Source organism: Lacrimispora sp. YZC11, assembly GCF_057543815.1.
This window is the reverse complement of the sequence record NZ_BAAJYQ010000008.1, coordinates 1-14,558: the sequence shown is the minus strand read 5'-3', so window position 1 is coordinate 14,558 and position 14,558 is coordinate 1. Positions and strand designations below refer to the sequence as shown.

Annotated in this window: 8 protein-coding genes; 7 read left to right on the top strand and 1 reads right to left on the bottom strand. The window is 44.8% G+C overall.

Annotated elements, in window-relative coordinates; all coding sequences use genetic code 11:
- Positions 1-112: 112 nt before the first annotated feature.
- Complete coding sequence (rpsT, locus tag AC27IJ_RS12280; RefSeq protein WP_025231537.1) at positions 113-376, bottom strand: 30S ribosomal protein S20; 264 nt, start codon at positions 374-376, stop codon at positions 113-115.
- Positions 377-655: 279 nt separating this feature from the next.
- On the opposite strand from rpsT, the gene gpr reads away from it, so the two are divergent.
- From gpr to AC27IJ_RS12245, 7 genes are all read left to right on the top strand, one after another.
- Positions 656-1,633: a GPR endopeptidase gene (gpr, locus tag AC27IJ_RS12275; RefSeq protein WP_312447589.1), complete on the top strand. Its 978-nt coding sequence runs from the start codon at positions 656-658 to the stop codon at positions 1,631-1,633.
- A gap of 56 nt (positions 1,634-1,689) precedes the next feature.
- Positions 1,690-3,105 carry a stage II sporulation protein P gene (locus tag AC27IJ_RS12270; protein ID WP_312447586.1) on the top strand — a complete coding sequence of 472 codons (1,416 nt, stop codon included), beginning with the start codon at positions 1,690-1,692 and terminating at the stop codon, positions 3,103-3,105.
- Between the two features lie 609 nt (positions 3,106-3,714).
- Entirely contained in the window at positions 3,715-5,529 is a 1,815-nt protein-coding gene (gene lepA, locus AC27IJ_RS12265; protein ID WP_487149089.1) for a translation elongation factor 4, read from the top strand.
- Positions 5,519-6,733, top strand: a complete 1,215-nt coding sequence (gene hemW / locus AC27IJ_RS12260) for a radical SAM family heme chaperone HemW (protein ID WP_312503779.1) — start codon at positions 5,519-5,521, stop codon at positions 6,731-6,733. The genes lepA and hemW overlap by 11 nt, the downstream gene beginning before the upstream one ends.
- 433 nt (positions 6,734-7,166) lie before the next feature.
- Positions 7,167-8,057, top strand: coding sequence for a tyrosine-type recombinase/integrase (locus AC27IJ_RS12255; RefSeq protein WP_331655769.1), 891 nt, complete (start codon positions 7,167-7,169; stop codon positions 8,055-8,057).
- 325 nt (positions 8,058-8,382) lie between these two features.
- Complete coding sequence (locus AC27IJ_RS12250) at positions 8,383-10,035, top strand: cell surface protein (protein ID WP_487149086.1); 1,653 nt, start codon at positions 8,383-8,385, stop codon at positions 10,033-10,035.
- Between the two features lie 45 nt (positions 10,036-10,080).
- The coding region (locus tag AC27IJ_RS12245; RefSeq protein ID WP_487149215.1) for an autotransporter outer membrane beta-barrel domain-containing protein at positions 10,081-14,558 on the top strand (4,478 nt) is incomplete at its 3' end.

The following is a 14,558-nucleotide window of genomic DNA, read 5'->3' as shown; positions in this document are numbered from 1 at the left end:
AAGGCTTTTGCAGAATAGTTCTTTGTGAGACTATTTTGCAAAAGCCTTAAAACCGTATAAAAAATCCCATTCAGTGGGTTATTCCGAATGGGATAAAAGTCTGTTCTATGAATTAAGCCATTGTGTTAACAGCTTTTGAGATTCTGGATACTTTTCTGGAAGCGGTATTCTTATGATATACTCCCTTAGTAGTAGCCTTATCAATCTCTGAGATAGTGTTTACTAAAATTGCCTGTGCAGCAGCCTTGTCACCGGCAACGATAGCAGCCTCTACCTTCTTGATAGATGTTTTCACTTTGGATCTGATCGCTTTATTTCTTGCAGCCTTTGTTTCGTTTACTAAAATTCTCTTTTTTGCAGATTTAATGTTAGCCAATCGGTACACCTCCAATAATATGATATATGATTATTCTTTGTTTTGCATCAAAGTCTGGACACGGACAGTTCAATGTAAACATACCTTTGTATTCTAACGAATTTTGACGCAGATGTCAATACATAATTCCCGTATTTTTGCAGAAAATACCTAAGAAATGCTGGAAAGCTTTATAGGCATCTCTTTATGTCCAAAAAGAATGGGCAGTAAATAGGAGCGCCATACTGGCATACCTTTATGCCCAAAGAACATGGGCAATAAAGAGGAAAGGTGGAAAAAATGGAAAACACATTTACAGTGCGTACAGACCTTGCGGTAGAAGAAAGAGAGAGTTTCCCGGGTGACGGCGGCGAGATATCAGGAGTGTCTTTACGGGAGTGGCATCGGGCAGACAGTCATATAAAAATGACCGAGGTGAAAATTCTTGACGAAAAAGGTGAAAAGGCCATGGGAAAACCCATTGGGACCTATATTACCCTGGAGGCCGATGAGCTTTCCATGAAAGATGAAGACTATCACAGAGAAGTTTCGGAGGAGCTGGCAAACCAGATCGAACGCCTCCTTGCAGGAAAAGATTACCGGAAACCGGATTTTCATGTGCTGGTGGCAGGACTTGGCAATGCTTCCGTAACACCGGATTCCCTTGGCCCCAGGGTCCTTAAAAATCTGCAGGTGACAAGGCATTTAAAAGTCCAGTACGGGGATGATTTCTGGAAGGGAAGGACCATGCCTATTATCAGCGGTATCGTTCCGGGAGTTATGGCCCAGACAGGAATGGAAAGTGCCGAGATTTTAAAGGGAATCATAAAAGAAACAGAGCCGGATCTCATCATTGCCATTGATGCGCTTGCAGCCAGAAGCGTAAAGCGGCTTGGAACCACCATTCAGCTTACGAATACAGGGATCCACCCAGGCTCCGGAGTTGGCAATCACAGACACAGCCTTACCTTGGAAAGCCTTGGTGTGCCGGTCATGGCCATCGGTGTGCCAACCGTTGTAGGGGCGGCAGCCATTGTCCATGATACGGTTTCTGCTATGATAGGTGCTCTTTCAGAAAGCATGGAAACAAAGGGAATGGGAGATTTCGTCGGTAAGCTGAATTCGGATGAACAGTATGATCTTATCCGGGAATTGCTCGAACCGGAGTTCGGACCAATGTATGTTACACCTCCGGATATTGATGAAACAGTAAAGGAACTTAGCTTTACCATCTCCGAAGGAATCCATCTGGCATTTTTGGGACAGGAAGTTTCGTAGTAAATGACGGGTATTCCGCATAGGATATTATGAATAATCTATGTGGGAAGGCGGTCATGAAGCAGAGAAATAAAGGTATTAACTGGTATATTAAAAAAATGATGTTTGCGGTAAGCCTGGTTCTGGCCGTTTTTCTCAGCATAAAAGAAGTTTCAGAAGTCGGAAAAAAGGCGGACCTTCATAAAGCGGAAAATTGGGCCAAAGAAGGGGCCGGACTTGGGGCTTCCTATATCTGGAGGCACCAGTATCCGGCCGCAACATGGGAAGAGAAAGACCAGAAGGGCCTTCTGTCCGACACCCATGAAAAATCCGTGATAACCGTTATCTGCGATTTCCTTTTCAGCCAGTCCCCTCTTTACCGGTATGCCGGCAGCAGCGGAAAAACAGAAACAGACCATGGGGAAGCGGATCCGGCCTATGAAGGATATTTAGAAAGCGGTAAATTTTATGAGGAACATAGTTTCCTTTTATATGACGGCGGTGAGGAAAGCGGAGAGGACGGAAGCATCAATGCCGGAACCCATAAGGCACAGCCGGCAGAACAGCCATCGGTTGGAGGAGATACGGCAGCCAGCCAGGAACCGGAGCAAAATCAGGCAGCTCAGACTGACCAGCCGGCAAAGACAGATAAAGGAAATACACTGAATGCGGATAAGGACCCTGCCATGACCTGTGCCTCCAGTGCCATATGGCCGATTGCAGGGACCGTATACCGCAAGGAGCAGCTGGCTGATTATGACTTCATGATTAAGCACTTTTACAGCGTCCATACCTCCACAACGGCAGGCAGGGATTTAATGAAATCAGATAAGTTCCTTTCCGAGGATTTTACACTGGAGGGGGGAAGCGACAAACCCCAGATTCTCATTTACCACACCCATTCCCAGGAGGAATTTGCGGACCACGGGCCGGATAATCCCACTGCCACCGTAGTGGGAATCGGAAACTATCTTACAGAGATTTTGACCGCAAAGGGCTATTCTGTAATTCATGATACCTCAGTTTATGATTTGCAAAATGGAAAGCTGGACAGAAACAAAGCATATACGTTTGCTTTGGATGGCATTACAGACATCCTTCAGAAGAACCCCTCCATTGAGGTGATACTGGATGTCCACCGGGACGGGGTAAACGAGAATCTGCATATGGTAAATCAGGTCAATGGGAAACCAACGGCTCCTATTATGTTTTTCAACGGAGTCAGCCAGACGCCGAAGGGGCCTATTGAATACCTTCCCAATCCTTATAGAAACCAGAATCTTGCCTTCAGCTTTCAGATGCAGCTTGATGCTGCGGCCTATTTTCCTAATTTAACCCGGAAAATATACATAAAAGGTCTTCGGTATAACCAGCATTTAAGAGCTAGATCGGCCCTGATTGAAGTAGGTGCCCAGACTAATACATACCAGGAAGCGCTAAACGCCATGGAACCTCTGGCAGAAGTTTTGGATATGGTGTTGCAAGGAAATTAAAAAGGACATTGCTATCTATCTGTAATAATGCACCTGTCGAAAGATGGGTGTTTTCTTTAAAATTCAGTTATGATATACTTGTCTATATTATTAGGTAGGGAGAATTTCATAGAATATTTATTAGATAAAAATAAGATGGAAATTTGTGTAGGAATTGTAATAATAATATTGCCTTTATTTTTTTATAATAGTAAGTAGCGTTTTTTTCTATAAAGACCCGGAAATGGGCATAGAAAAACCACCCTTGTATACTTTGGCCGGTATCGGGTGGAATTTTCTATTCATATACGGGCCAACCCCTTGTATTGGGGCTGTTGTTCCTTTACAATTAATCTAATACAAAATTACTTTATTCGCAAGTAAAAGTGGAGTCACTTTGGCATCACTATGATATTGCTGTGATACTGTAATTTTTAACAAGGACAGCAAATCGAGCAATCGTCCTTATTTCTCCAACGGAATTGTGAGGAAAATCAACGCTTTCACAGTGGACAATCCGTAATTTTAATGGTATATTTTTAAGGATATCATAGTAATCTGGCATATTCTGCCCTTGGGATGGGGCTGGCCGGAAAACATCAGAAACATCAGAAAAGAGGAATTAACTATATGGCAGCTGCCCAGCAGAATAAGATACGCAATTTTTGCATTATCGCTCATATTGATCACGGAAAATCAACCCTTGCAGACAGGATTATAGAGAAGACAGGTTTGCTCACCAGCAGAGAAATGCAGTCCCAGGTGCTTGATAATATGGACTTGGAGCGGGAACGGGGAATTACCATTAAAGCCCAGGCAGTCCGGACCGTTTATAAGGCCGGGAATGGCGAAGAATACATTTTTAACATGATTGACACTCCGGGTCATGTGGATTTTAACTATGAGGTTTCCCGTAGCCTAGCGGCTTGTGACGGAGCCATCCTGGTGGTGGATGCTTCCCAGGGAATCGAGGCGCAGACACTGGCCAATGTTTATATGGCCCTGGACCACGATCTTGACGTATTTCCGGTTTTAAATAAAATCGATCTCCCAAGCGCAGAGCCGGAGCGTGTGGTGGAGGAGATTGAAGATGTCATTGGGATTGAAGCCCACGATGCTCCCAGGATTTCCGCAAAGACAGGGGAAAATGTGGAGGCAGTTCTGGAAGCCATTATTGAAAAAATCCCGGCTCCAAAGGGGGACCCTGAGGCTCCTCTCCAGGCCCTGATTTTCGACTCCCTTTACGATTCTTATAAAGGCGTCATCGTTTTCTTCCGTGTAAAAGAGGGTACGGTGAAAAAGGGGGACAAGGTGCTCATGATGGCTACCGGAGCAGTGGAAGAGGTGGTGGAGGTAGGCTATTTTGGTGCAGGCCAGTTCCTTCCATGTGAAGTGTTAAGTGCCGGTATGGTAGGATATCTGACAGCCAGCATAAAGAATGTAAAGGAAACTGCGGTGGGTGATACCATTACCAATGCAAACCGGCCCTGCAAGAATGCTCTCTCAGGCTATAAGAAGGTGACCTCCATGGTATACTGCGGCCTGTATCCTGCGGATGGAGCCCGTTATAATGATCTGCGTGATGCTTTGGAAAAGCTTCAGCTCAACGATGCTTCCCTGTTCTTTGAACCGGAGACTTCCCTTGCCCTTGGCTTTGGTTTCCGATGCGGATTTTTAGGCCTTCTTCATCTGGAGGTCATTCAGGAGCGTCTGGAACGGGAATACAATCTGGATTTGGTGACAACGGCACCCGGCGTTGTTTACCGTGTTTACAAAAAGAACGGCGATAAACTGGAACTGACAAACCCTTCCAACCTGCCTGATCCAACGGAGATTGAATATATGGAAGAGCCAATTGTCAGTGCTGAGATCATGGTGACCACGGAATTTGTGGGCGCCATCATGACTCTGTGCCAGGAACGGCGGGGTGTGTATCTGGGCATGGAATACATGGAAGCTACCAGGGCACTCTTAAGATATGAGCTACCTTTAAACGAGATCATTTATGATTTCTTTGATGCCTTAAAATCCCGTTCCAAGGGATATGCGTCCTTTGATTATGAATTAAAGGGCTACCAGAGGTCGGAGCTTGTGAAGCTGGACATACTGGTGAATAAAGAAGAAGTGGATGCTCTTTCCTTTATTGTCCATGCATTATCCGCCTATGACAGAGGCCGTAGGATGTGCGAGAAGTTAAAGGATGAGATCCCCAGACAGCTTTTTGAAATCCCCATACAGGCGGCTATCGGCGGCAAGATCATTGCCCGTGAGACAGTGAAGGCTATGAGAAAGGACGTTCTTGCCAAATGCTATGGCGGTGATATTTCCCGTAAGAAGAAACTTCTTGAAAAGCAGAAAGAAGGTAAAAAACGTATGCGCCAGGTTGGTAACGTAGAGATACCGCAAAAGGCATTTATGAGCGTACTGAAATTAGATGATGAATAAAAAAAATCTTGAGATTTATGTGCATATCCCGTTCTGCGCGCGTAAATGCGCTTACTGCGATTTCCTTTCTTTTCCCGGAAACCAGCAGATGCAGCGGAAATATACAGAAAAGTTAATAGAAGAGATCAAATGCCAGAGTGCCAAAGTCAAAGAATACCAGGTTATAAGCGTATTCATAGGGGGAGGCACTCCTTCTATATTGGGTATAGAGGACATGACAGCAATTCTTCGTTCTCTTAAGGAGGAGTTTGAGATCCTTACCGATGCGGAGATTACCATGGAAGTAAATCCTGGTACGGTTACGGCTGAATCCCTTTCCGGCTACAGAGAGGCAGGGATAAACCGGATCAGCATGGGACTTCAGTCTGCAGATGACAAAGAGCTGCGCTATTTGGGCAGAATTCATACTTACGATGAATTCCTGAAAAGCTATCAGAGGGTCCGTATGGCCGGATTTGACAATGTGAATGTGGATTTAATCTCGGCAATTCCCGGCCAGACATTGGAATCATGGAAGAATACCTTAAAAAAGGTGACCATGCTGAAGCCGGAGCATATATCTGCCTATAGTCTGATCGTGGAGCAGGGAACTCCTTATTATGGCCGGTATAAGGAGGATGTTAAAATGGAAAACAATTCTCTGAAACCGGAAGAAGGTTATTGTCTTAAGTCCCTGCCGGATTTGCCGGATGAGGATACAGAGCGTGAAATGTATTACCTGACCCGGGAATTTCTGGCTGAGCAGGGATATGAAAGGTATGAAATATCCAATTACTCCAAGAAGGGTTGCGAGTGCAGGCACAATATCGGCTATTGGACAGGAGTGGAGTATCTGGGCTTAGGTCTGGGGGCTTCTTCCTATCTGAATGGATGCCGTTTTCACAATACTCCTGTTTTCAATGAGTATTGCAGCGCCCGTCTGGACCAGGAGGAAGCATTTCAGAAGGCGCTCAGGCAGGAGTTTGAACAGCTGACTATAGAGGAAAAAATGGAAGAGTACATGTTTCTGGGATTGCGTCTGATGAAAGGTGTCTCGGCTCATGAGTTTGTCAGTAACTTTGGCCACAATATCCGGAATGTTTACGGTATGGTGCTGGATGCGATGGAAGAGGACGGCCTTATGGAGTATAAAGATGGAAATTACCGCTTAACGTCCAGGGGAATCGACATCAGTAATTATGTCATGAGCCGGTTCTTAGCGTAAGCTGAAGCGGTATGCAGAATAATAGAATAATAATAATGATGATTATATTTAATACAATTAACTTCATATTTAATACGTAATCAAACTAATTTAATTTGCGTTATGGTAAAGTGATAAACGAAGATAAGAAGAGAAATTTTGGGTTTTATGTCCGATATTATCATACTATAACAAGAATCAGTAGTTCAAATATGCTTCTGACAGAGCTTCTGTCTGCTTGCATATGAGGTGAAACTTCGTTAAAAAAATGACAGCACGAAAAGATGATTGTTTTGATAGGTTTTCTTTTCAATGCCGAACAGAAATCTTCTTGTTTTATTGCAAGAGGGCTTCTGTTTTTTATTTTTAACTTTTCGGAAAGATAGAATATTTTTTTCCGAATTGGGAATGATTCGTATTTAAAATATATGGTATTGCGTAATAGGAGGACAACATGGATATGGCCTATAAACGAAAAGAAAGAATCGTTACAGATACGTTGATTAAAGAATATTGTATGTGGTTGCAGGGATGTGAAAAGAGTAAAGAAACGATAAAGAGATACCAGTATCATCTGTGCTTATTCATGCGATATCTCAATGGAAGACCTGCCAGTAAAGAAATAGTAATCATGTGGAAAGGCGTACTGCGAGAAAATATGGCCCCGGTAACTGTCAATGGTGCGTTGGCTGCACTTAATGGCTTTTTTAATTATTGCAAGTGGTTGGATTGTAAGGTGAAGTTCCTTAAAATCAGCCGTAATACTTTTTGCTCGGAAAACAAAGAATTATCAAAGACTGAGTATAAGAGACTGGTAAATACCGCTTTAAAAAAAGGAAATGAAAGATTGGCTTTACTGTTGCAGACGATCTGTTCAACCGGAATCAGGGTATCGGAATTACCTTTTATTACGGTAGAGGCTGCAGTCAAGGGAAAGGCGGAAGTGGATTGTAAGGGGAAGGTGAGAACAGTTTTTCTTACAAGACAACTATCCCAGATGCTAATATGGTATGCACAAAAACAGCATATAAAGAGTGGTATGATTTTTATAACGAGGAATGGAGCTGCATTGGATAGAAGCAATATCTGGAGAGATATGAAAGCATTAGGTAAGGAAGCGGGAGTTACGCAGGAAAAAATATATCCCCATAATTTACGTCATTTATTTGCAAGGTCTTATTATGATTCAGAAAAGGATTTGTCCAGACTTGCGGATATATTGGGACATAGCAATGTTAATACGACACGTATTTATACCGTAGAGAGTGGCTATAACCATGTAAGACAGCTGGAAAGTCTCAAATTGCTGGTTGAAGTTGACAACAGAATTCCTCTTTTGTTGTAAAAGCAGAACAGTATCTCAAATTATTTTACTACATAAAGGAAATAAAATCCACTATTTTTCTTCAAAGTCTCCCTTTTACACAATTTACATACAATAAATGGGCCGGTGCGCTTTATTTTTGTGAAACCGGCCTATTGTGATGCTCATATTTAAATAAAGAACAGCCGGAATGACAAATAAAACCCGGTTCTTCTTTTTTTTTACAACAAAAGAGGAATTCTGTTGTAATTTGCATGCAGATATATAAGGAGATCGCCAATTTTCCCTATGGCCGGGAAAACTCCTTAAAAATGCAGTTTAAGAGAAAGGAAGGTAGTAATGAGGAATGAAAAAGAAATTATGTGTGTTAACAGTCTTCGCGTTCACGGTAGGATTTTTAACATCTTCTTTTCATGAAGATGCCTTTGCAGCCGAAGGCTGGAAAATTGAGAACGGTGAATGGTCATACCTTGATTCGGATGATCAGCAGGTGACGAATGCCTGGAAAAAATCAAAAGATAGCTGGTATTACCTGTCATCTGCAGGGACGATTTTTAAGAACTGTATATTCAGTCTTGGAAACACCAGCTATTTTGTAGATGAAGACGGAAAGATGGTTCAAAACACCTGGATCTGGATCGATGAATCCAAGGATCCAGAAAAGAACTTTGAAGAAGGCTGGTACTATTTTGGAACAGACGGTAAGGCGTATCAGAGAAAGAACAACAGTTTCACAAAGAAGATCAACGGAAACACCTATATCTTTCAAGAAGATGGACGGATGCTGTCCGGATGGTTTGATGAAAATGGGAATTCTGTCAATGATTCAGATGATCCGTTTGTAGAGGGGATCTACTATTCCGGAGAAGATGGCATTCTGCTTACGGACAAATGGCTGGACTATGGCGAAATAGGAAGTGGGATCGGCGGTTCGGAACTGCTTAGTGCTATCACAGACCGCTATTACTCAGATTATGAAAAAATGTGGATCTATTTTGATGAAAATTCTAAAAAGGTTTACAGCAAAGGAGAGAACCTGCGGCAAAAGAATATCGGGGACTATACTTATGGATTTGATGAAAATGGAATTATGATCCCGTGGTGGAGCAAAGTGGCTACTATCAGCAATGCGGATAAAAGCAATCCAACCAGCTCTACTTCTGCAAGATTTTATTCCGCATATGATGGAGGCAATCTTTTTAAAAATATGTGGTTCTGGATGTATCCGTCGGAAAATCTGGATGAGACGGATTATTATGACCAGGAATGCAGCTGGTGGCATACGGATGAAAAAGGAGAAGTCTACCGGAACCGGATCCGTAATATCAGCGGAAAAAATTATGCCTTTGACGGAATCGGAAGGATGATGACCGGCTTTGTATTGTTTGACGGAAAATCGGAGTATGTGGCTCAGTACGATGTGGATTCCTGGAGCTCAGAAGATTTTATAAGCGGCTCTCTGTATGGAATTGAAAAATCCGATCTGTATCTGTTTGCACCGGATGAATTAAATGACGGTTCCATGCAGATTGGTAAGGAGATCAAGGTGGAACTGGAGGACGGGGTCTTTACATTTGGATTTTCCGGAAACGGAAAGGCATATGGAAACCGGAACCAGCTTCAGAGAAAAGACGACAGGTACTACATCAACGGGCTTAAGCTGGAAGCAGATGAAGAATATGGCTATGGCGTGGTAGAGGTTCGGAAAAACGGAGAAACTTATTACCAGGTAGTAGATAATAACGGAAAGATCGTAAAAGGTGATAAAAAGGCAGTAAAAGATAAAGACGGAGGATATCTCCTCATTATCAACGACAAATTTGTATCCTGGGTGGGAGATGATGAAAAGCCCAGATGGAGAAACGGAGCTGATGGATCCGGTTTCTATCATTATGACAAAGACAACAAGGAGAATCCATATGAAGAGGGTCTGATTGCCGGTTATGGTACAGAGCCTTCCACAGATGAACTGCCTCCGGAAGAAAAGCTTAATTTCTAATCAGAGGAGATAACGGATATGACTATAATATGTAAAAAAGCAGGAATATCAAAAAAATGGTATCAGTCTTTGAAACGATTTTTTGTGATGATTCTGTCAGTTTGTATCATAGGGTGCCAGTTATTGCCGGGAATGAGCGTGATCGCGTATGCTTCTTCAGAATTGACAAATGAAGATCTTGGGAACGGAGCAAGCGAGGCAACCGCATATAAATGGATTGGACCGAGAAGTGGAACAGGCGAATCCGGGGGGAACTCATACCGCTTTGACTTGTGCGGTTTGCAAGCGGGACAGACAGAATATAGCACAAGTGGAATTCAAACAACCTTTAACTGGCAAGGGTATGCAACCTACCTTCAGGTTGCTGGCGGCACCTCATATAAAGCAAATGGGGGCACCAACGGTGCAGTGGAAGATTTGGCCAGTATGGGAGTGGAATTCAAAATTGCGGTTTCACCAAGTCCGGATGACAAATATGTATTTGTAGACTATTACGTATATGACAAAAACGGACAGGGTGGAATTAATGGCAGGACTGTTAAATTGGGAACAGGTACAGATGTAATGATTGGAGGCGGAAGCGGTGGTTCGTCAGACGATTATGCTACGGTATACAAAAATAACCGCGGCTTTCATATGGTGAACCAATATACAAAGACAACCTTTGACTGCATCACAAGCGACAGTAATCTCGGTGTTACACCGCCGACCACCAGATGGATAGGCCATTATGGTTCATGGGGAAGCAACGTATTCAACGAAGGTGGAGGAGATTCGGTAAGCGGAATTGATTCAGGAATGGCTTATTCTTGGCATTTTCAGCTGCATCCATATGAGATGGTACATAAGCGTGTAGCCTTTGCAATCAGAGATACATCCTACTATGTATCAGATTTATATGGAAGTGACAGCAGTTCGGCAGAAGGGACATACACCAGTCCATATAAAACCATTGAATATGCTTTAAATAAGATTGGAAATAAAAAGGGATACATCTATGTGATGGATTATCCGGATATAACGGCCCCAATAGCAATATCCGGGTCTTCTTCAAAGGATATTACGATAGCAAGCACGGACTTTGATCATTCCGGAAATCCTACAAATGAAAATTCGGATTATATTAAGACCTTAAAACGGGCAGATTCTTATACCGGCTCCGTTTTCAATGTCTCAAGCGGGACATTAAAATTAACAGATATTATCCTTGACGGAAATGGCGTGGAGACTTCTTCCCCTCTCATATCCGCAGCTACCGGAACAGTTGAGATCAATAGCGGAGCAGTCGTGAAAAATTGCAATGGAACCTCAACTGGATTAGGAAGTGCAGTTGAAATAACGGGATCAGCAAATCTGTCAATGAATTATGGAACGGTGAAGGATAACATTTCTAATGGTAAGGGAACTGTTTACTTTGACAGTAACGGAAGCTTTTCTGTGAAAAATCTGGTAACCATACAGGATAATGTGAATTCCTCCGGAGAAAAAAGCAATGCTTATCTTACGCAGGGAAAACGAATTACTGTAAATGGAGATCTGGATGCTTCCCAGATCGGCGTGACTGCACAGCAGATACCGGATGCCTCGGTCGGAGATTCATCAGTAATTGGACAGGAAGTTGTTATCGCTGTTCCTTCGGCTGATTATTCAGGAAGCATTACCTCCTGCCCGTTTGCAGACAACTTTTTTGCAGATAAAGACACAGGGTATGGAACGGGGATTTATACCTCGGTTGGTTCTTCTGCTTTAAACAATTCAAAGAACACGGTCTTAAAGCGTAACGGATATACCGTAAGCTTTGCGTACCAGGATACTGCCACAGGAGGAACTGTGACCGGTGCACCGGATACCCCCAGCCTGTCCTTTGCATCAGGCGATGGGGTGGTGATTCTGCCGCCATCGGGCATAACTGGGTATGAGCTGACCGGAATCTCCATTGATCAAGGGACCGGCAGTACTTTAACTGCGGTGGAAACAGCAGGGACCGATTTCGGAAAGTTAACCGGAACCATGCCTGGACAGGATGTGGTAGTTACCTATGAATACACCCGGATCGATGCTTCCATTGCTTTTGTGGTCAACGGAGGGACGCCTCAGCCGCAGACACTGGCCGGAACGGCCGGGAACAGCGTAAACGCCCTGCTTCCCAGTGTGAGCAGGTACGGATACGTGTTTAAGGGCTGGAGCAAGGTAAACAGCCAGACCAGTCCGGAATACATTACCTCCCTGCCGGCTTTGTATCCGGAAAACCCGGTCACTTACTATGCCATATGGGAGGCGGATCCGGGAGTAAAGTTTGATTATACGGTGGATTACACCAATCAGAACGGCTCCATCGTATTCCAGTCGACGACCACGGCAAATACCTATTCCGTGGAATCGGTGATCCAGTCCCAGAAAAAGAACATCCATGGATATCTGTGGAGTCTTTTAGATTCTCTGACCAGCCCCGCTGAATATAACTATGACGGGCTGGTAGCAGTGCCTATAGGAAACTTTAACGGCTCGACCGGGGAATTTACCGGAAGGATGCCGGGTCAGGATGCGGCTGTGAAATACGCATACAAGGTAGACCGGAATAATCCGGCGGCCAGATCGGATTTAACGGTGCGCTATGTGACGGAGAACGGAACCGTGATCCATGCGCCGGGTGTGACCCCGTATTACCCGGAGGATGCCATAAGCACAAGTCCGCTGGATATATACGGATACCAGTTCATATCAGGGAGCATAACAGCCGGAGATACTGCGGATGATACGGATGGGAACCTGGTGAGCGCAGCCCAGGGAAGCTTTGGAAGCAGCGGCGGTTTTACAGGCGTCATGCCGAACCAGCCGGTTGAGATTACATATGTTTATGAAGCAACAGGAGAAGGCTACCGGTTTACGGTCAACTATCTGGATAACGACACGACCGATAATAACTTAAGGAATATCGTTATTCCGGAGGTCCAGCCGAAAACAGCGGATACGGCGGTCAGCGCGGAGTACCGGGATTTATACGGTTTTAGCTATGAAAGTGCGGCAGCAGTACCGGATCTCAGCGGAAGCTTTGATACCGGCCATGATTATACGGGGACCATGCCAAGCGATGACTTAACCGTCAGCTACCGGTATGACCGTGTCCCGTCCCAGTGGGCCCGGATTACTTATAAATCAGGCATCAATGGCACCATCTCTCATGGAAGCGGAGTTTCATCTGATGTACAGGAACAAGGGAGCGGAACCGGGGTCTATGAGGCTTCCATACTGAAAAATGACGGCTCTGCAGCCGGACAGACCGACAGCTACACCTGGAGTGTGATAAAGGATAAACGCCTGGTTCCGGCAGCGCAGGCTGACCAGTATTACCGGTTTGCGGGTTGGTTTATTGACCAGGATGGAAATGGGGCATTGAATGGCGGAGAGCAGCTTCTGGCAGAAGATCACCGTTTTACCGGAGATGAGACCGTTACGGCCCTGTTTGAAGAGGATCCGGAGAAATGGGTCGATATCCAGTTTGCGGCAGGAGAACACGGTTCTCTGGCAGACGGAAGCATTACCTCCCTGCATATCCAGTATGACAGGACATGGGGAGACATCGCAGGCCAGATACCAGGCTATGTGCCGGAGATCAACTATCTGGTGGATGACTGGTATGACGAAGACTTGGAAGTGGAATCAAACGATGTATTAAGGAATGGACATACCTATACCATACGTTTCTATCCGGATCCGGCAGTATTCGGAACGGATGTGGCAGCTCCCGATGCCTCCACCGGACTTAACGGGGAAGGAAAGGGAAAGATTACTGTTTACCATACCACAGCCGGATATCAGTACATTATTACAGATTTAAGCGGAAACATTGTGGGAGTGCAGACGGGAACCATTGCAGGGCGGGTATATTTTGACGGACTTTATCCGGGAGCCAGATACCTTGTGTATGAGGCAGCAGGAAATGTACATGCAATCGTGGGGAATCAGATCGGAGATACATCAGGAACCATCAGTGACCCGGTGGAGGTACTGACCCCGGTGGTGGAGACCAACTACCAGATCTTATTTGATGAGAACCACGAAGGGAAGACAGAGCTTGTAATAAAGCCGGCCGATAAGAAGTCGGATTATGCGGTCTTAAGCAAGGATGGAACGGTAATCGTTACCCCGGAAACCGGAAGTGACGGTTGGCAGGCAGTGACAGGAAATCCGGGAAGCGTGACTTTTTCCGGGCTGAATTACAACGAGGAGTATATCGTGGTAGCCAGGCCAAAAGGAGAGTCCGGAATCACGGCAGAAAGCCGGATGCCGGACGGATCGGTGATCACCACAGATCCGGGCGGAGCGCTGGAGATCCCTAACTACATCGTGGAGACTCTGGAAGGCCGGGTGGTGAGTGTTGATCAGGAAGCGATTGATACAGCCAGATATGAAGAGGCCCATAAGGGAGACCGGGTTGTGATCACCGCAGATGCGGTCAACGGAGCGGGAGAAACGTTCCTGTACTGGAAGATCACCATAGGATCGGTTCCGGGGCTTACCGG